The 18308-nt window shown below is 70.6% G+C and carries 14 protein-coding genes; 6 read left to right on the top strand and 8 right to left on the bottom strand.

Features of this window, described 5'->3' with window-relative positions:
* Positions 1-16 precede the first annotated feature (16 nt).
* On the bottom strand, positions 17-1417 hold the full coding sequence (lpdA, locus tag OG199_RS06890) for a dihydrolipoyl dehydrogenase (RefSeq protein ID WP_356802357.1): 1401 nt from the start codon (positions 1415-1417) through the stop codon (positions 17-19).
* A 516-nt stretch (positions 1418-1933) separates the two neighbouring features.
* Here lpdA and OG199_RS06885 point away from each other — a divergent pair.
* The 3 genes from OG199_RS06885 to OG199_RS06875 all read left to right on the top strand — a co-directional run bounded on the left by OG199_RS06885 (position 1934) and on the right by OG199_RS06875 (position 5282).
* Entirely contained in the window at positions 1934-3127 is a 1194-nt protein-coding gene (locus OG199_RS06885) for a trypsin-like serine peptidase (RefSeq protein WP_405828584.1), read from the top strand.
* A 262-nt stretch (positions 3128-3389) separates the two neighbouring features.
* Positions 3390-4298 (top strand): SDR family oxidoreductase, encoded by a 909-nt coding sequence (locus tag OG199_RS06880; protein ID WP_356802354.1) that lies wholly within the window; start codon positions 3390-3392, stop codon positions 4296-4298.
* A gap of 279 nt (positions 4299-4577) precedes the next feature.
* Positions 4578-5282 carry a TetR/AcrR family transcriptional regulator gene (locus OG199_RS06875; protein ID WP_405828582.1) on the top strand — a complete coding sequence of 235 codons (705 nt, stop codon included), beginning with the start codon at positions 4578-4580 and terminating at the stop codon, positions 5280-5282.
* Between the two features lie 93 nt (positions 5283-5375).
* Here OG199_RS06875 and OG199_RS06870 read toward each other — a convergent pair whose 3' ends face one another.
* From OG199_RS06870 to OG199_RS06855, 4 genes are all read right to left on the bottom strand, one after another.
* Positions 5376-5798, bottom strand: coding sequence for an SsgA family sporulation/cell division regulator (locus OG199_RS06870; RefSeq protein WP_401807912.1), 423 nt, complete (start codon positions 5796-5798; stop codon positions 5376-5378).
* A gap of 530 nt (positions 5799-6328) precedes the next feature.
* The gene (locus OG199_RS06865) at positions 6329-6877 is read right to left on the bottom strand and encodes a GNAT family N-acetyltransferase (RefSeq protein ID WP_405828580.1); all 549 of its coding nucleotides are present in this window, start codon (positions 6875-6877) and stop codon (positions 6329-6331) included.
* 541 nt (positions 6878-7418) lie between these two features.
* Positions 7419-8648, bottom strand: coding sequence for a phosphodiester glycosidase family protein (locus tag OG199_RS06860; RefSeq protein WP_356809625.1), 1230 nt, complete (start codon positions 8646-8648; stop codon positions 7419-7421).
* 481 nt (positions 8649-9129) lie between these two features.
* A complete protein-coding gene (locus tag OG199_RS06855) occupies positions 9130-10383 on the bottom strand; it encodes a PP2C family protein-serine/threonine phosphatase (RefSeq protein ID WP_401807908.1) in 1254 nt (417 codons plus the stop codon).
* Positions 10384-10700: 317 nt separating this feature from the next.
* On the opposite strand from OG199_RS06855, the gene OG199_RS06850 reads away from it, so the two are divergent.
* The 3 genes from OG199_RS06850 to OG199_RS06840 all read left to right on the top strand — a co-directional run bounded on the left by OG199_RS06850 (position 10701) and on the right by OG199_RS06840 (position 14657).
* Positions 10701-11720: a DUF4331 family protein gene (locus OG199_RS06850; RefSeq protein ID WP_356805932.1), complete on the top strand. Its 1020-nt coding sequence runs from the start codon at positions 10701-10703 to the stop codon at positions 11718-11720.
* Positions 11721-12442: 722 nt separating this feature from the next.
* Complete coding sequence (locus OG199_RS06845; RefSeq protein ID WP_405828577.1) at positions 12443-13411, top strand: SDR family NAD(P)-dependent oxidoreductase; 969 nt, start codon at positions 12443-12445, stop codon at positions 13409-13411.
* Between the two features lie 217 nt (positions 13412-13628).
* Entirely contained in the window at positions 13629-14657 is a 1029-nt protein-coding gene (locus OG199_RS06840; protein ID WP_356805934.1) for a terpene synthase family protein, read from the top strand.
* Between the two features lie 96 nt (positions 14658-14753).
* Here the strand turns inward: OG199_RS06840 and OG199_RS06835 are convergent, their stop codons facing one another.
* The 3 genes from OG199_RS06835 to OG199_RS06825 form a co-directional block, all read right to left on the bottom strand.
* The gene (locus tag OG199_RS06835; protein WP_356805935.1) at positions 14754-15149 is read right to left on the bottom strand and encodes a hypothetical protein; all 396 of its coding nucleotides are present in this window, start codon (positions 15147-15149) and stop codon (positions 14754-14756) included.
* An 11-nt stretch (positions 15150-15160) separates the two neighbouring features.
* A complete protein-coding gene (locus OG199_RS06830) occupies positions 15161-15397 on the bottom strand; it encodes a hypothetical protein (protein ID WP_356805937.1) in 237 nt (78 codons plus the stop codon).
* 137 nt (positions 15398-15534) lie between these two features.
* On the bottom strand, positions 15535-18219 hold the full coding sequence (locus OG199_RS06825; protein WP_405828574.1) for an MGH1-like glycoside hydrolase domain-containing protein: 2685 nt from the start codon (positions 18217-18219) through the stop codon (positions 15535-15537).
* Positions 18220-18308: the final 89 nt, after the last annotated feature.

Here is an 18308-nt window from a genome sequence, read left to right as displayed (position 1 = left end):
CGAGAATTGTCCCGGGTCACATGTTGATCATGTGACCCGCCAGTCCGTGGATCGCCTCCTTGACCGCTTCGCCGAGCGTCGGGTGGCCGTGCACGTTGCGGGCGACCTCATGGACGGTCAGATCCCACTGCTGGGCGAGTGTCAGCTCCGGCAGGAGCTCGGTGACCTCGGGGCCGATCAGATGGGCGCCGAGGAGTTCACCGTGCCGGGCGTCGCTGAGGATCTTCACGAAGCCCGCGGTGTCGCCCAGACCGTGCGACTTGCCGTTGGCGGTGAACGGGAACTTCGCCACCTGCACGTCGAAGCCCTTCTCACGGGCCTGCGCCTCGGTCCAGCCGAAGCTGGCGATCTGCGGCTGACAGTAGGTCGCCCGCGGAATCATGACGTAGTCGAGTTCCATGGTCTCCGCGTCGGCGATGGTCTCGGCCGCCACGATGCCCATCGCCTCGGCCGCGTGAGCGAGCATCAGCTTCGACGTCACGTCACCGATGGCGTAGATGTGCGGGACGCTCGTGCGGCACCGACCGTCGATGTCGATCGCCCCGCGGTCGGTGAGCCGGACACCCGTGTTCTCCAGGCCGTAGCCCTGCACACGCGGCTGGAAGCCGATCGCCTGGAGCACCTTGTCGGCCTGCAGCGTCTGGCGCTGGCCGCCGGTGGTCACCATGACCTTGACCGAGTCGCCCGAGTCGTTGATCGCCTCGACGCGGGTGGAGGTCAGCACGTTGATGCCGAGCCGCTTGTAACGGCGGGTCAGTTCCGCGGAGACCTCCTCGTCCTCCAGCGGGACGATACGGTCGAGGAACTCGACGAGGGTGACCTCGACACCGTAGTTGTGCAGGACGTACGCGAACTCGACGCCGATGGCGCCCGCGCCCGCGATGATGACGCTCGCCGGGAGCGAGTCGGACAGGATCTGCTCCTCGTACGTCACCACGCGCTCGCTGAGCGAGGTGTTCGGCAGCAGCTTCGTGGTGGCGCCGGCGGCGACGATGCAGTGGTCGAAGGTGAGGGTTTCCGTGCCGCCGTCGGTGAGGGCGACCTGCAGGGTGTGGTCGTCGCTGAAGGTGCCGCGACCGGTGTACTGGGTGATCTTGTTCTTCTTCATCAGGTAGTGGACGCCCTTGACGCGCCCGTCCGCCACCTTGCGGCTGCGGGTGAAGGCCTCGCCGTAGTCGAAGGTCACTTCCCCGTTCACCCGGATGCCGAAGGTCTTGGCCTCCTGGGTGAAGATGTGGGCCAGTTCCGCGTTGCGCAACAGCGCCTTCGACGGGATGCACCCCACGTTGAGGCACACTCCGCCCCAGTACTTCTCCTCGACGATCGCCGTGCTGAGCCCGAGCTGGGCGGCCCTGATCGCCGCGACATATCCACCCGGGCCGGCGCCCAGGACCACTACGTCAAAGTGTGCGCTCATGGCGGCCAGCCTAGTACTCCGGCCTCGAATGCCGATCTTGCCGGTCGGGGGTGGCGTCGGGGAGTGTCCGGAACTGGTGGGTGACCAGGACGGGCGGGTGACGGGGGTCCCCTCGCGCCGACGTTCGGCCCCCGCGCCCCGGGACGCACGATCACGGCTCGCGCGTGGGACCGATCGACCGATGCGCAGGGGCACCGCCGGCGGGCGCGGGTGTGCGACCCCGACATGTTGCTGGGAGCACCCCAACTGCACAGGCGCAAACCGGAATACAAGATGCGCATTCGCGCGTCCGTCATGCGATCATGACGGCTGCGACCGCTGACCACGGTCGATCGAAAGCCGCCGTACGGCGCACGGGGCCGCAACGGAGGCCGCCGTCGCGCGCGGTGAGCGCGGAGCACCCGTCGGCGGAAGAGCACGCGTCGGACTCCGCAGCGGTGTTCGCCCGCTGTTCCGTCGTGGGCGCCTGCCCTTCGGGTCCTCGTGCCGTCCGGCCCGCTCCTTGGAGGGACCTGAATGCGGAAGACCCCATCGCCCCCCAGCCGCATACGTCTCGGGGCCGTCGCGGTGGTGAGCGTCCTGGCGCTGCTGGGCGACGCAACGGCGGCCCTGGCCGGTACCGCGCCGCCCCCCGTCCCCGCCACGCCCACGCAACCCGCCTCGGCGACTTCGCGGAGCGCTGCCCCCGCGCCGAAGCCGCCGGCCGGCCCGACTACCACAGCCCCGACCGGCCCGTCCGCAGAGCCCCCGGCATCGGACGCGGTGCTGCCGGCCGCCGACGACGACTGGACGGTCGAGGCCGCCATCCGCTTCTGGACTCCCGAGCGCATGGACTCGGCCACCGACCCCTCGGGCCGTACCGCCCCACCGGAGGGATCGCCGGCAGCGGCCCGGAGGCCCTCCGCCGGCGGGGTCACCGCCCAGCACTTCAAGGGCGTCAAGTCCGTCGGCACGATCTTCAGCGAGGACAAGGGGCCGAAGGGGCACCGCTGCACGGCCGGCGTGGTGCGCAGTGCGGGACACGACCTGATCCTCACCGCGGGGCACTGTGTCGGCTCGAAGTCCATGTTCGTACCCATGTACGACCACACCAGGACGGCGGCCGCGCAGCCCTACGGGGTCTGGGCGGTCGACACGTGGTTCCGTGACAAGAGGGCCACCTGGGACAAGGCCAAGACCTCCGACCTGGACTACGCCTTCGCGAGATTGAAGGCGAACGGTCGTGAGAACGTCCAGGACGTCGTGGGCGCCAACACCCTGGCCCGTACGCCCGGTTACGCCAACAAGGTGACCGTCGTCGGCTACCCCAGGACCGCGCACAACCCGCTGGACCAGGCGGTCCGCTGCCCCGACGTCCACACGACCGCGCTGTCGGGCTACTACCAGATGCAGATCTTCTGCGCCGGGATGTGGGGCGGAGTCTCCGGCGGACCGTTCTTCTCCCGGCTCGACCCCTCCGGCGACACCGGCACGATCATCGGCAACGTGGGCGGGTTTCTTCAGGGCGGCCCGGATGTGAGCGCATCGGATCCGCGATACAACGAGATCACCTACAGCCCGCTGTACGGTGACCGCTTCTTCCGCCTCTACGCCGATGCCCAGCAGGGCCGCAACCCCGACTACGGTCCCTACGAACAGCCGGCGCTGCGATGGACCACGGGCTCGGGCGCGCCCAGGAAGCGCGCCGGGCTCATGACCCCGGGCACCTGACGTACGCCCGAACGTCGGGCTGTGGAGCACGGCCTCGCACGCGGTGCGGGCACCGAGCGGACGCGGCGGCAAAGGCGTCCGACGGCGGAGCGCACCTGTCCGCCGAGGCCGGCCTCCCCGACCTCGGCGGACCGCTCCTTTCAGTCGCGTGCTTCCTTTCGGGCGTCTCACCCGGTGGGGCGTCCGTGGCAGGTGGAGGAAGTCAGGGCGTGATCGACTGGCCGGAGCGATGGGGCCGCGCGTCCGTCAGGAGGCAGCAGTGATGCAGAGCCGGCCGAGCGGACGGGTGGCGGTCGTCACCGGCGCAGCACGAGGGGTGGGAGAGGCGACGAGCCGCAACCTCGCGCGTCGCGGGCTGCGGGTGGCGTTGCTGGGACGAGAGCTGGAGTCGCTGCGGCGCGTGGCGGACAGCCTGCCCACCGAAACGTGCTGCTTCGAGGTGGACGTCACCGACGAGGCCGCCATGCAGGGTGCGGCACGCGATGTGCAGGCGCGGCTGGGGCCGGCGTCGGTGGTGGTGGCGAATGCCGGGATCGCCGCCGTGGGCCCGTTCGCCAGCAGCGAGGCAGCCCTGTTCAACCGGGTCATCGACGTCAACCTCATCGGCAGTGCGAACACAGCCCGCGTGTTCCTCCCCCAGCTCGTACGCACGGGCGGCTACTTCCTGCAGATCGCCTCCACCGCGTCCTTCGGATCGTCACCCTTGATGAGCGCCTACTGTGCGTCCAAAGCGGGAGCAGAATCCTTCGCTCAGGCCCTGCGCGGCGAATTGCGCCCCGAGGGCGTCGGCGTGGGCATCGCCTACCTCCACTGGACCGGCACCGACATGATCGACGCCCGCGACGACCACCCCGTACTACGCGCCCTGCGCTCCCACCAGCCCGCACCCGTCCGCCGGGTCCACACCCCCGAACAGGTCGCCGCCTGGCTGACCCGAGGTATCGAACACCGCGCCACCAGCGTCTACGCACCACCCTGGCTGCGCCTCGTGCAGCCGCTGCGCCCTCTGCTGCCCCTGCTCGTCTCCCGCATCGCGCGCCGATCCCTCGCGGGCCTTCCCGCCGCGGAACTGCACCGCACCACGGGCGTCCTGGGGGCAGGCGGCCGTGCGGACTGGGAGGCCCGCCGGCCGGAGCCGCCGGCAGCACCCGCCACCCCACCCCAGTGCTGAAACGCCCGCACGGGCGGAGAACAACCCCCGCCCTTCCGGTGATGCGCGCTGTGCGGTCCTGGTGGGCAGGTGGGGGAAGCCCGCGTGGATCGCGCGTTCGGCGCCGCGCCTTGCCGACCGACCGCTTCCCGCGCCTGACAGTCGCCGGGTCGCCGTGTCACGCGACCGTTCGCAGGGCCTTGCCGGCCACCTTCGCCTCGGGCTCCGCTCGTTCCGGTCCGCGTCATGAGAAGGGTCACATCCGGGAATTTGAGGGCCCCCTCATGTTAACCTGGGTACATGAGTCCCCGACATGTCCTGTCCGCGTCTCAGGCGCCGGCGAAACCGCTGCGCCGGGATGCGCAGCGCAACAGGGACGCGATCGTGGCCGCCGCCCGCAAGGCCTTCGCCGATCAGGGCGTGGACGCTTCTCTGGAAGGCGTCGCCCGCGACGCCGGCGTCGCGATCGGAACGGTCTACCGACACTTTCCCACCCGGCTCGACCTGGTCGAAGAGCTCTTCACCGTGAAGTTCACGGAGCTGCTCGGCGCGACCGAAGAGGCCGCAGCCATGGACGACGCCTGGGAAGGGTTCTGCCACTACCTGGAAAAGCTCTGTGAGCTTCAGGCCTGTGACCGTGCCTTCAACGACCTGGCCTCGGCCCGGCTGCCCGTCCACGCGCTCGGCCGGGGAATGTTCGAGCGCGCCCAAGAACTGGCCGCTCAGATCTTCCGCAACGCTCAGGAGCAGGGCGTCCTGCGCAACGATGTCACCCCGGAAGACATCATCTTCGTGATCTGGTCCCAGGCCGGGATCATCCGGGCCACACGTGCCGTCGCCCCTACAGCCTGGCGCCGCCACCTTCACCTGATGCTCGACGGCTTCCGCGCCGAGTGCGCCCACGAACTGCCCGAGCCTCCACTGACCAGCCGACAGGTCGACCAGACCCTCACCACTCTCGAGTGTCCTGAAGAGGAATGCCATGAGTGCCACGAGGAGGCATGATCTCCGCGGCAGGTGAGGCCGCGGGGCGCGAGGGCATCTGCGGTGGGGACGGTGCCGCGGTCGGCAACCGGGCCCTCACGCCCGAGGGGGCGTTCAGCTTCCCGCCAGCAACTGCGCGAGCTCGGCGTCCAGGTCGAGCCGGCTGGACTCGGCCCCCGGCGGCACCACGGACCGCGTGTCGCGCAGGAAGAACTTCACGCCCCGCGCGGGGAGTCTGAGCAGAGCCGATCCCGCGGGCGAACGGAGGGCGATGTACAGCGCGCCCCGTTCCGAGCCGCCGGCCGGCCACATCCGCACGTCTCCGTGCCCGGTGTGCTCGCTCAGAGCCTGGGCGAGCATGTCACGGCTGAGGAGCCACTCGACCGCCCCGCCCTGGTCAAGGGGGTGGAAGGCGGCACGGACGGTATAGGGATCGTCCGCCTCGTACCGCAGAGCCGCACCCATCGACACCGACACGTCGTGTGACACGACGAACTCCACGGGCAGCTCGTGCACCACGGTTCTGATCGACCTCACTGTCCCTCACTCTCATGATTCCTCGCCCCGCCCTCTGATCGCTCACTCATTTGGTCCGGGCCCGATGTCGGCCCGGGGCGCGGTCGTCAGGCGGGGCGAGGACGCAACCGCCGGGCCACGTCCCACTGCCTCGTCAAGCCGACCGCGATGCCCTGGGGCCGCGTCAGCGCTGGACCAGCAGGAGCTGGTCCAGGTACCGGCGGTCGACGCCGACGCCGACGCCGACGCCGACGCCGACGCCGCGCCACGACGTCAACCATTCGGAGGGGGTCCTCATGTTCAACTTCGCCAGCGTACTCGAGGGATGCCTCATGTTATGGGTGAGGCTCATCACAGCAGGTCGGAGGGGATGTACCAGCATCAGCGGGGTGGCAACGACCGAAAATGTGCGGACGCCTGCTCAGGCTCCGCTGCCCTGAGGTGGCGGCCATCCGGACGCAACCGGCAACCGGTCGCTTGACGGGACCGGGCGGGCGGCCCGCACCCCCAGCGTCTAGGAGGCCACGGCGCCGCACCGAGCCCGCGCCACCTCAGCGGGGGGCCGCAGGCAGACGGAGCCGCGCCGGGATGATGGGGCGTTCGCCGGGGCCGAGGTTGCGGTTGGTGTTCGTCGCCGGGCCAGGTGTACCGAGGGTGAAGCCGAGGGCGGCGAGGAATGCCCGGCCTGGCCGCCAGCCCTCGGCCACCGAGGCGACGACCTCGGTATGGCCGCGTGCGGTGAGTTCACCGAAGAGGGCGGAGGCGACCTGGCGGCCAAGGCCGCAGCGCCTGTGGGCAGGATGGACGAGGAACATGCCCAACGAGCACGTGCTCACGGTCGGGTGGTGAAGCACGGCATCGATCAGGCCGACGATGTGGCGGTCGGCCTCGATCACGAGGAGGGCCTTGTCCTCGAAGGCCGCGCCCTCGGGCAGGGCGTAGTAGAGGCTCTGTATGTCGCCGGGGGCGGCAGGCAGACCGGTGGTGGCCGTGAACCAGTCTTCAGCCGCGTCGAACAGCGCGAGCACTGCGTTCTCGTCGACGGGTTCCAGGTCGCGTACGCGGAACTGCCCGTCTGCGACCTCAAGTTCCCTCAGCATGACGGCCAGTCTATTGCTGTGCGGCTTCGCAGTCCGGTCCCGTCAAACTGGGCCCCACTCGCCGCTACTTGGTCGCAGCGGATGGGGACGCGCCGTCGGTGGTGGCCCGGGCAGGGGCGGGAGGGGACCACCGCGTGATCATCAGTGGCGTGGACTCCACGACTCCTGAAGACGGTGCGACGGCAGCGGCCGTCCCCCGTCCTGTTCCGCGGGAGCGAGGCATGGAAGTCGACCACGAGTCGCAGCCGGCCGCCGTCGCGACCCCACACAAGTCGACCGCCCCGGCCGGGATTTGTACTCGGCCGGGGCTGCGCGCGTATAAGTCACGCGGGTGTCGTGGTGCGCGGGCCGCCGGTGGGGGAGAGGCCGGCGGGCGCGGTGCCGGCGTGCGGGATGGCACCACCTACCGGCGGCGTCGCGGGCGACGTTCCTCCGGCAGCGACGACTCCGGCGGCTGATCGCTCACGTAGACCGCGGCCGGGCGGGCCGTCCGGCGCACGGCGGAACCTGCCACGGCACCTGGGCCCGCCCGGCCGGCGGATCAGCGCGAGAAGAGCCCGATGCCCTCCGGAACCGGGCGTTCGGCGCCACCGGTCGGGTGGTTGCGGACGAGAGGCGTTCCGGTCACCGGGTCCCGGGTCACCAGGGTGGACGAACCGCCACCGTCCAGGTTCACCCCGGCGTCAGCGCCCACGGTGTCGAGTACATCGGCGACCTCGGCGACCGTCAGGCCCGAGCCGCTCTCCGCACTTCCGTCCAGCACCAGCAGGTAGAGGCGCCTGCCGTGGTCACCGAGACCCGCGCCGGTCCGGGTCGCCGCGGCCTTCGTGTCCAGGCCGGGCAGGGGCTTGCCGTCCCGGAGCACGGGGAAGCCGCCCACGGCGAACCGCAACCGCTTGCCGCTCGCGGTCTTCAGCCGGTCGGAGACCTTGACCTTGTCCCCGGTCCGGAGCGCGCGCAGCCGGTCCGCGCCGGCCTCCCGGCCGACCAGCACCACGGTGTCCTCGGCGATCGCGCCCGCCCCGATCGTCGCGGATCCGGAGACCACCCGGCCGTCGCGGACGGTGACCTCGTAGGTGTCCGTGGAACAGGCCGCGGAGCGGACGGTGTCGGTCCCGCAGACCGAGCGCTGCCGGGAGACGTCGCCCCACTTCGGAGTGAACGCGCCCACCCCGCCCACCGGGATGGCGTACTGGTTGAAGCCGCCGAGGTCGAACGAACCGGACTTGGTGCGGACGCTTCCCTTGAGCGTCAACTCGTCCAGCCGGGCCCGCTTGTTGTAGCCCACCCCGATCACGTCGCGCGTCGACGTGCCGGGCGGCAGGCCGGGACCGAACCGCTGGCCGTCCGGCACAGCCGCCTTGAGCGCCTCACCGTGGGCGATCGCCGGGCCGACCGCGGAGTTGGTGGGAGCCACCCCCACGTGCTGGGACTCCTCGATGTTGAAGAAGTCCGCGTTGACGCCCGCCACCGCGCCCTGGGCGGCGGCCATCTGGGACAGCTTGACGCGGCTGGAGACGGTGCCGGGGGTGAGCAGGTCCACCGAGACGTGCCGGTTGGTGAGGTCAGCGGTGACCAGATGCCCGGACACCACCCCGTGCGAGCCCGTCACCGAGAAAGCCCGGTAACCGATGCCCGGTGCCACGGTCACATCGTCGGCCAGCCGGACCCTGTCCAGCGCGGTCGCCTGCCCGGTACCCGCACCCGCGACCACCGCACCCACGGTGGCCGCCGCGGCGACGACCGTACGAGCCCGAACAACAGATCTCATCAAGTGATGTCCCGTCATGTCTTCTTGCCTGCCGGATCTTCGACAGACGGCATGACACAGGACGGGACACAACATCGGACAACGGCACACCGACGAGACGGCGAACTCTGCTGCCGCGGCCCACGAAAGCGTCTCCTCGACGGCTGCTCTGATGATCGAGGAGACGGCAGGTGAGCGGGACGACGATCGACATGCGTGGGTGAGTCAGCCGGTCGGTGCGGCCACCCCGGACGAGCGGCTGTTCGCGAGGCCGGCCGGCCGGGCGAGGCACGGAGCGAGGGCCCATCCGGCCGAGGTCTACGGCGCCGAGGTGTCCAGTCAGGGCGTCTCCACGATCACGACAAGGTGATGGAGGGGACGGCCGAGTGGACCAGCCTGCTCCTTGACCGCGGGCGCGTCCCTCGGTGATCGCGCATCAGCTGGTCAATGTGCCGGGTGGCGGTGCGGGCACTCGACGCCGCGGCGCAGGGGGACTTGCCGGTTACGGCTGGGGCTGCTGCTGCCGCCGCTGCGTGCGCCCGGCCGAGGCCTGTTGGGTGTCCGCGCCGGAGCTGACGTGGCGTTGGGTCTCCTGGGGGCCGTGCCAGTCCAGGCACATCACGGTGGCATCGTCCTCGAGGCGGCCGCCGGCGGCGTCCCGGACCGCGGACGTCAGGGTCAGCGCGGTCTCACGCGGGTGCAGGTCCTGGGTGCGCTCCAACAAGGAGGCCAGGTCGATCTCCTCCCCGTGATGTTCGAGCATGCCGTCGGTCAGCATGAGCAGACGGTCACCGGGGCGAAGGTCGATGTCCTGAACACGGAAGGGGTGGGGCACGTGCACGCACAGTCCGAAGGGATGGTCCACTTCGCAGGCGATGACCTCGGCGATCCCGTCGCGTATGCGCAGCGGCCAGGGGTGACCGGCATTGACGAGCTGGGCCCGTCCGGTTCGCAGGTCGACGCGCAGCAGCTGCCCGGTGGCGTGGCCGTGGCCGTGGTCGGCCAGCGCCTGGTCGGCCGAGCGGGCCTGCCCGGCCAGGTCGGCTCCGGCACGGCGGGCGCCACGCAGGGCGCCCACCAGCACCGTGGCGGCGAGGGCGGCGTCGATGTCGTGGCCCATGGGGTCGGTCACCGACACGTGCAGCGTGTCCCGGTCCAGGGTGTAGTCGAACGTGTCGCCGCTGAGGTCCTCGGAGGGCTCCAGGCTCCCGCACAGCGTGAACTGCGCGGCCTCGCAGGACAGTGACGGGGGGAGCAGCTGGTACTGGATCTCTGCGGCCAGGGTGGGCGGTCTGGAGCGCTTGCCCCAGGTGTAGAAGTCGGTGAAGCGCTCGTTGGCGATCACGATGTAGGCGAGGACATGGGCGGCTTCCCCGACCGCGTCGAGGACGTCCTCGCCGGGGGCGGCCGGCAGGAGCAGTTCCAGCAGCCCGATGGCGTCTCCGCGGTTGGTGACCGGCACGATCACCCGCTGTCCCCGGTCGGTGGCCTCCTGATAGAGCCGCTGGGTGCGGATCACCTGCTCGTAGACGCTGCCGAACATGGGGATCCGTTCGGCTTCCCGCTCGCATCCCACCGTTCCGGCGGTGGACAGGCGTGCCACGGCCTTGCCCGTCAGGTCGACGATGAGGAAGGAGACCTTCGTGGCCTTGAACCGCTGCCGCAGGTCCTGCGCGATCACGTCGACGGCATCCGCCGGCGCCGCTGTCTCCGCCGCCGTCAGCAGTCGGGGGAGTTCACTCTTTCCGCCACTCACGGCCGCGGTCCCTTCCACCAGCCCTGACACCAGCTTGGGTGCCTCCACGGTGAGCGGCAACCCGTGACCAGGAGCCGTCCGGAAGACCGACGCCCCGTCCCCATGGCCCTGCACTCGGACCGCGAGACGATCGCCTTTCGCCTGCCGGTGACCCGTTCGAGCGTTGTTTGACGGTGGTGCCTTCGCCCTCGGTGGTCGGACCGCCGCGGCGGGCTAGCGTGGCTGCGCCGCTCAGGAGCGGTGTACCTCACGCGCCACAGGACGGCCGTTCGAGCGTTCTGGCGGTGTTCCGGCGAGCGAGCATTGGAAGGCCTGACATGTCCAACCACTTCACCGGCCTCAGCCTTGGACCGCCACTCGGCGACCAGCGTCTCGATCTGTGCGACCTGTACGCCTTCGGGGCACCCGGCGATCCGAGCAGGACCGTTCTCATCCTCAACGCCAATCCGAACGCGGACGCGCTCCACCCCGACGCCGTGTACCGCCTGAACGTCGACAATGACGGCGACTACCTGACCGACGTCGCCTTCAGCTGGGTCTTCAGCCCGCCGGCATCCGACGGCTCGCAGACCTACAGCGTCTTCATGGCGACGGGCGCGGAGTCCCGCAGGCCCGAGGCGGTCGGCACCAAGATCGTGTCGGACGCCGCCGTCTCCTTCGGCCCCCAGGCCAACGTGGTCGACAGCGGCGACTACAAGGTGGCCGCCGGTAGCCGCAGTGACGCCTTCTTCTTCGACTTCGACGGAATCAAGGATCTGTTCGACACCAGCGGGAAGCGGAATTTCACCGCGCCGCATCTGGGCGGAAAGTCCCCCTGGACCGGCGTCGACTCCAACACCACGGCCAACGTCTTCTCCATGGCCATCGAACTGCCGACCGCGGAGCTGGCCCCCCAGCCCGAGCTCCACATCTGGGGCCGGTGCAGCGTCCTGCGCGACGGCGAACTCGTCCACGCGGACCGGGCCGGGCACCCGTCGATGAGCAGCTTCTTCAACACCGACGACACGAAGGAGGAGTACAACGCGAGCGAGCCGGTCAACGACCGGGCCAGGTGGACGGACCAGTTCGTCCACCTCCTGGGCCACACCGGCGACTACTCGCGCGAGGAGGCGATCATCGCGCTCGAGGAGCACGGCCTCCTGCCGGACGTGCTGCACTTCGACCCGTCCAAGCCTGCCGCGTACCCCAATGGCCGGACGTTCACGGAAGACGTCATCGACATCCGCGTCGCGTTCCTCACCAAGAACGAGGCGCCGCCCACCGGTCTGACGCCGCACACCGACACCCTGGACCGGTTCCCCTACCTCGGGGACCCGCATCCGGCCGCCACCTCCTGACGGATCCCGGCGGGACACCCCAGGACGGGCTTCGACCACATCGGTGACTCCCCCGGCTCCAGAGCGGGCATCTCCTCCTGTGCACAGCCGCACAGCCGCACGGCTGCACAGCCGCGCGCCGCACAGCCGCAGAGGACGCGGACCCGCACGAGGCGCACGGCCGGGTCGCCGGTGGCGCCGTGGCATTCGGCGCCCGTGCCGGGTCGAGCGGCGGAGCGCTCCGCGGCGCGTCCTGACCGTCCCGTCGGCTCCCGGAGGCCTCCGCCCGCGACGGCGACCCGCGCAGGCCGGCCTGTCTGCTGACCCCGGCACCAGGCTTCAGGGATCGTCATCGCACCGGCCGCCACGACAGGGCGCCGTACTCGGCCAGGCCGCCGGTCGCAGCGCTGCGTCGTGGCGGGTTCGTTTTCACGTCGTGCCTTCCGGCGCAATGGCGCGTGCCGGAGCGTTTGGCGCTTGTGGCGCGCCCGGATGCGTCGGGTGGATGCCATGCACCCTGTCCTGGCCCGGGCGGTCCGGGCAGGGTGGTTGGCAGGGGGGCAAGGAGTGACGCTTCGTCGGGGATCAAGCGTCTTCCCTGCGCGGACTGCGCGGACTGCGCGGAGCGTATGGACTGCGCGGAGCGTGCGGGCCGGCGGCTGCGGGCCGGTCGCCGGGTCCGTGGGGGTGCCCGTCGGGGGTCGGGGCTGACAGCGCGTCTTCTGGGAGGGGTGGTGGGCGGGGTGGATTCGCTTCGTTTCGACGGCCGTGTGGCGGTGGTGACGGGTGCGGGCCGGGGTCTGGGCCGGGAGTGCGCGATGCTCCTCGCGGCGCGGGGCGCGAAAGTGGTCGTCAACGACGTGGGGACCGGGATCGACGGCCGGGGGACGTCGCCGTCGCCCGCGCAGGCGGTGGCCGAGGAGATCCGGGCGCTGGGCTGCGAGGCCGTCGCGGATGTCCACGACGTTGCCGCCACGGCCGGCGCGCAGGCTCTGGTCGCGGCGGCGCTGGAGCGCTGGGGGCGGCTGGATGTCCTGGTCAACAACGCGGGGATCTCGGTCCTGCGGCCGTTGGGAGAGCTCTCCGACGAGGAGTGCCGCCGTGTGCTGGAAACACATGTGGGCGGGACCCTGAACATGCTCCGTGCGGTGTGGCCGCACATGGCCGCGTCGGGGTACGGGCGGATCGTCAACACGTGCTCCGACGCGCTGTTCGGCGACAGCGGGCTCAGTGTCTACGCGGCAGGAAAAGGTGCGGTGCTGGGCCTGACCACCTCCCTGGCCGCCGAAGGCGCCTGTCTCGGCATCAAGGTGAACGCGGTCGTGCCGGTCGCCGGCACCCGCATGTCGCTGGAGGCGGTCCAGGGGGACGACCAGATGACCGCGATCCTCACGTCGCTGTTCCCCGCCCGGCATGTCGCGCCCGTGGTGGCGTTCTTGGCCCACGAACGCACGCCCTGCACGGGAGAACTCCTGCACGCGGCCGGCCGCCGGACCGGGCGGATCTTCCTGGGCGCCACCGAGGGTGTCCTGTGGGAGGAGGACCCGACGCCCGAATCGGTGTGCGAGCACTTCCCCCGGATCCGGAGCACCGAGGCGTTCCGTACACCGCAGAGCGTGGGCGCCTCCATGGCGTTCTCGCTCGCCCGGCTGGGGGTCGGCGGCGCCGAGCCGCTCGCCCTGGATCTCACGACCCCGGCCACCCCGGCATGAGAGCCGTTCCAGATCCGGTGATGCCTGCCCGGACCGTACGCACAGCAGTGGTGACCCGACATCCGGGCAAGCCCCCCTTGACCAGCGCCTCCACCCAAAGCACGGGTCGGCAGCCGCCTTGGGGCCCGGGCCGACGTACCGGCGCCGAGCCGTCGGCGGCACGCCTCGGCCCCCACGGCACCAGGCCGCACTCGCTGTCCACGATCCGGGAGGACCTGTGCCGCAGGACATCGATTTCGACCTGCCCGCCATAGCGGGGATCAGCCCCGACCTCGACGGCGCCCGCCTGCGCAATCTCCACTGGGTGCGCCGCATGGGCCTGGTGGGCGACGAACGGTCCCTCGCCTGGTACACCTCGTGGGACATGCCAGGCCTGGCCGCCCTCGGCTTCCCGTACGCCCAAGGCCCCGCCCTGGACCTGTGCGCGGACGCGATGGGCTTCTTCTTCGTCTTCGACGACCAGTTCGACGGCCCCCTCGGCCGGGAACCCGCCCAGACGGCCCGCGTGTGCCAGCAGTTGATCGACATCGTCCACGGCACCGCTCCGCAAGCCGGCGCGGACCCGTGCTCGCACGCGTTCGCCGACATCTGGGCCCGCAGCACCCACGACGCCCACCCCGGCTGGATCGCGCGCACCGCACACGAGTGGGAGTACTACTTCGCCGCCCAGGCCCACGAGGCGATAGGCCGCCTCCGCGCCACCCCCGCCGACCTGCAGACCTACCTCCAGGTCCGCCGCGGCATCGCCGGCACCGACCTGCCCCTCTCCCTCGGCGAACAGGCCGCCGGCATCACCGTCCCCGCCGCCGCCTTCCACAGCCCCCAGCTGCGCCTCATGCGTCGAGCCGCCATCGACGTCACCCTGATGTGCAACGACGTGTACTCCCTGGAAAAGGAGGAGGCACGCGGCGACATGGACAACATCGTCCTCGTCATCGAACACACCCGGCGCTGCACCCGCGACGAAGCGGTCACCGCTGCCCGTCAGGAAGTGGCGCTGCGCGTAGGGCGGTTCCAGGAACTCGTCGGACAGGTCCCGGGCCTGTGCGCGCAGCTCGACCTCTCCGAACAGCAGCGGACCGCGGTGAACACCTACACCGGGCTCATGACAGCGTGGATGAGCGGCTACCACGAGTGGCAGACCAGGACCCTGCGCTACCGCACCGCCCCGCAGGTCGTCCCGGCCTCCGGCCCCGGCTACTTCGATCAGGTACTGCGCACGCGACCCGACACGCGCTGCTCCTGACGGGCTGAGGGTTCGAAACCCCGCCCATGTGACGCGACCGTGGAGTTCCCACGGACGTCGGAGGCCGCTGACGGTCGCCGGCTGGATCACGGCTGGTCAGGCCACGGGAGGCCGCACCCAAGGCGCGAGGCGTTCCCCGGCCGCGAGCTCGCGCCAGTACCGGAGGACGGTGCCCCGGACGATCTCGAGCTGCCCGGCGGCGATCAGACAGGAAGCCCGCTCCGGGCCACCTGCGTCCGCCTCGAAGGCAAGGACAACAGGTGGTGTCTCCCCGATCTGATCGGCGACCAGCCGAACCTCCTCGGGCGCCGGCGCGCGGAAGACGGGATCCTGGAAAGCGGCGGGGCACCTGACCAGGACCGGGTCCGTGAAGACAAGCTCCAAGTGATGGGCGTACGAGATGTCGTGTCCGGCGCCGAGACGCAGCCTGCCCGCGTTCCACTCCACAACGTCCCAGTCCCACCAGGATCCCTCGGGGAGCCGCACCACCACACGATCCCTCCTCACGCTCCGAACTCCGGTACGGCCAGCCCGAATCCGCGCAATCGGGGAAGGCAGACCTCCAAGCAGGCCTCCACCGAGACGGCGTCCGTCCGCACCAAGAGGTCGTCGTGGAACGGGGCACCGCTCGCGACGAACGTCCACGGCTTCACGCCCTCACGCATGCGCTCGGCATCGGCCTTGAACAGCACCGTGACCCCCTGCTGGGCCAGCGACTCCATGACGCGCACCACATCCACCGAAACTCCCCCTCGCGCCCGCGATCGAACAGGGCACTTGGGCCGCTGCTCCCGGACGGTCCGGCACGGGCCGTCGGACGAACGCCCATGACCTACCTGTACCGGACCGTCGCTCTGGCATTGTCCTCGACTGCTCCTCAGGACGTGAGGTAACAGCTCTTGCGTACGCCGGGCAACGGATCCGTGCCGAGTGCCGCGGTGGTGCAGGGCGTGCCACCGGTGAACGACTTGTAGACGAAGCGGCCCCGTGCGCCGTAGGCGACGGTCTGCTGCCCGCTGAAGCCACACGTGCCGTCTTCGGCGGAGCAAGCGGTGGCGTAACCAGGTGGGCCGCCCGCGGAGGTGTAGCAGGCCTTCGACTCGCCGGGGATCGGGTCGCCGAACGCGGCGTCGGTGCACGGGGTGTCGCCGGTGACCGTGATCAGGGTGAACGCGCCGTAGGCGCCGTACATCACGGGCTGCCCCGCGACGGCCGGGCAAGTGCCGTTCTGGTCCGCGCACTTGGTCCAGCCGCCGGACGGCCCTCCGGCGGGCGGCAGGTAACAGGACTTGGCGACGCCGTCGACGGGATCGCCGAAGTGGGCGTTGGTGCAGGCGACGGAACCATTGGTGACCTGATGGGCGAAGTTGCCGTTGGCGCCGTACGCCACGTCGCGGTTGTAGCCGGGAACGGAACAAGTGCCGTTCTCGGCGGAGCAGAGGGTGTATCCAGGAGGGCCGCCGACGTCAGCGACGTAGCAGGACTTGACGAGATTCGACGCGGGGTCGCCATCGAAGGAGGCGTTGGTGCAGGTGATGCGGTCGGTCGCCGTCCTGTACGTGTAGGCCCCCGCTCCGTAGGCCACCGCGCGGGTGCCGCTGAAGGCGCAGGTGCCGCCCTCGCCCGCACAGCGGGTGAAGCCCGCGCGCAGGGCACCGGTACCCGGCTCGGCAGGCGCGGAGGGATTGCCCAGTCCTGTCGCGGTCACGGTGTAGCCGCCCGGAGCGACGCCGGTGAGGTAGACGTAGGCGTCGTCCTGGCTCGCGCCGGAGACACCACCGGTGGGAGTGAAGGTTCCGTTGCTCCAGACGACCTTGCCGTTCACGGACACCGATGGGTTGCCGCCTCCGAACTTCGGGACGCCGATGCGACCGGTGGTGCCGGCCGGGCTGGTGAGGTGCGCCGCATACGTGCCGGCGGCAGGATCACGGGACCAGGAGGCGTCGAGGGCGCCCTGCGGCATGGTGATGCGGCCCTGGGCGCTGGTCAGATCGCCTGCGTGCGGAACGAAACGGTACGCGCCGGCCGCCGACTCCGGTGCGGTGCCCAGCACGTCGAAGGTCAGCGTGGAGGTGGGCGCGGTGGACCAGCCGTGGGCCAGACTCATGAAGGAACCGCCGTAGGCGAGGCCGCCGTCGGCCTGGACGCCCTCCCAGAAGGTGCTCCTGGTGCCGATGTCGCTGTTCAGCATGTGGCCCCAGGTGCGGCGGATCTGCGCCAGCGCGCTGTAGTCGTCATTGGCGGTGAAGCGGGCGTTCAGCTCCATCCCGCCCGCGAAGGGCGACACGTTGCCGCCCCACTCGGGGGTGGTCGGACCGTACGCGCCCCATCGTGTCCCGAGCCCGGCGATGATGCTCCGCGACTTCGCCGCGGAGTCGGTGAGCCCGTACCAGACGGCGAGCGAATTGCCGTCCTGCGGATACATCCCGCTGGTGGGGTTGTCCTTGTACATCCCCTTCGAGGCGTCCCACAGCAGGGAGTTGGCCGCGGCCTTGAGCGCGGCGGCCTTGCCGTTCCAGCTCGCGGCGAGCGCGCTGTCGCCTTCGACGGTGGCCAGGGTGGCACCGGTCCTGAGCGCCGCGTACAGCAGCGCGTTGGCCGAGATGTTCTCACCCCCCTGGCCGACCCGGGCCCAGTCCTGGGTGCGGGTCACGTTGAGCAGGTTGTTGCCGTCGATCTTGTTGCTGATGAAGGCCATCCCGCGCTTGTAATCGGCCCACTCGGAGTCCAGCCAGGCCCGGTCGGCCGAGTAGGTGTAGTACGTGGCCGTGCCCAGCAGCGTCCAGGTGTGGTAGGTGTCCGAGCCGGTGAGGTTGAACGGCGGTCCCGACCAGGGGATTTCTCCCCCCGCCGACTGTGCGTTGTACATCGTGGTGAGCGCGTTGCGGGTCGAGGTGAGGTCGTTGGAGTACGCGTACTGCGTGGGTACGGCGATCCCCAAGTCGCCGGGCCACACCGTACGGTCGCGCTTGGCCCCGTCGACCAGGACGGAGTCACCCACCCCGACGGTGGCGCCGTTGTCCCACTCCGAGGCCGGCGGGGGCCAGGCGCGGCCCTGGCCGGACGCGATCGTGTTGAGCTGCACCGTGTACGCCCCGGCGTACCAGATGCGGTTCAGCAGGTCGTCGTTGGAGTGGAAGTAGTTGGCGTAGTCGGCCGGGTCGGCTTTTCCCGGAGCCGCGGTGAAGTCGAGGCTGACGCCCGTGAGGTCCACCCAGCCCGAGGCGTCGAGGAAGACGGTCAGGTAGCGGAAGCCGCCACGCAGTCTCGCGGTGGGCATCGTGTAGGTGCCGTTGGCGGAGGCCGTGGTGTAGAGAGCGCCGTCCTCGCCGTCCCGGCCGCTGCTCCGGTCGCTGTTGGTGCCCGCGTACAGGGACGACTCACTGAAGGCCAGGCCCACTCGGCGGCCACTGGCGCTGGTACTGCCGAAGGACAACGTTGCCAGGCCGGCGACCTCCTTGCCGAAGTCGAGGGTGATGGCCGACTGCGAGCCGGAGATCCGAGTCGGCTGCCCGCTGAGGACGTTCTGCGGGTTCGCGACGCTGCCGGACGTGGAGTGCACGGCGGCCGGCTTGAGGGTGCGTGAGGTCGGCGAATAGTTCAGGGCGTCAGAATCCGCCCGGGGTACGGCCGTTGCCGCCGCGGATGCGG

Origin of the sequence: Streptomyces sp. NBC_01176 (assembly GCF_045039825.1) — a bacterium.
Taxonomy (GTDB): domain Bacteria; phylum Actinomycetota; class Actinomycetes; order Streptomycetales; family Streptomycetaceae; genus Streptomyces.
Note: the sequence above shows the minus strand (reverse complement) of the source record. Positions and strands in the feature narration are given on the sequence as shown.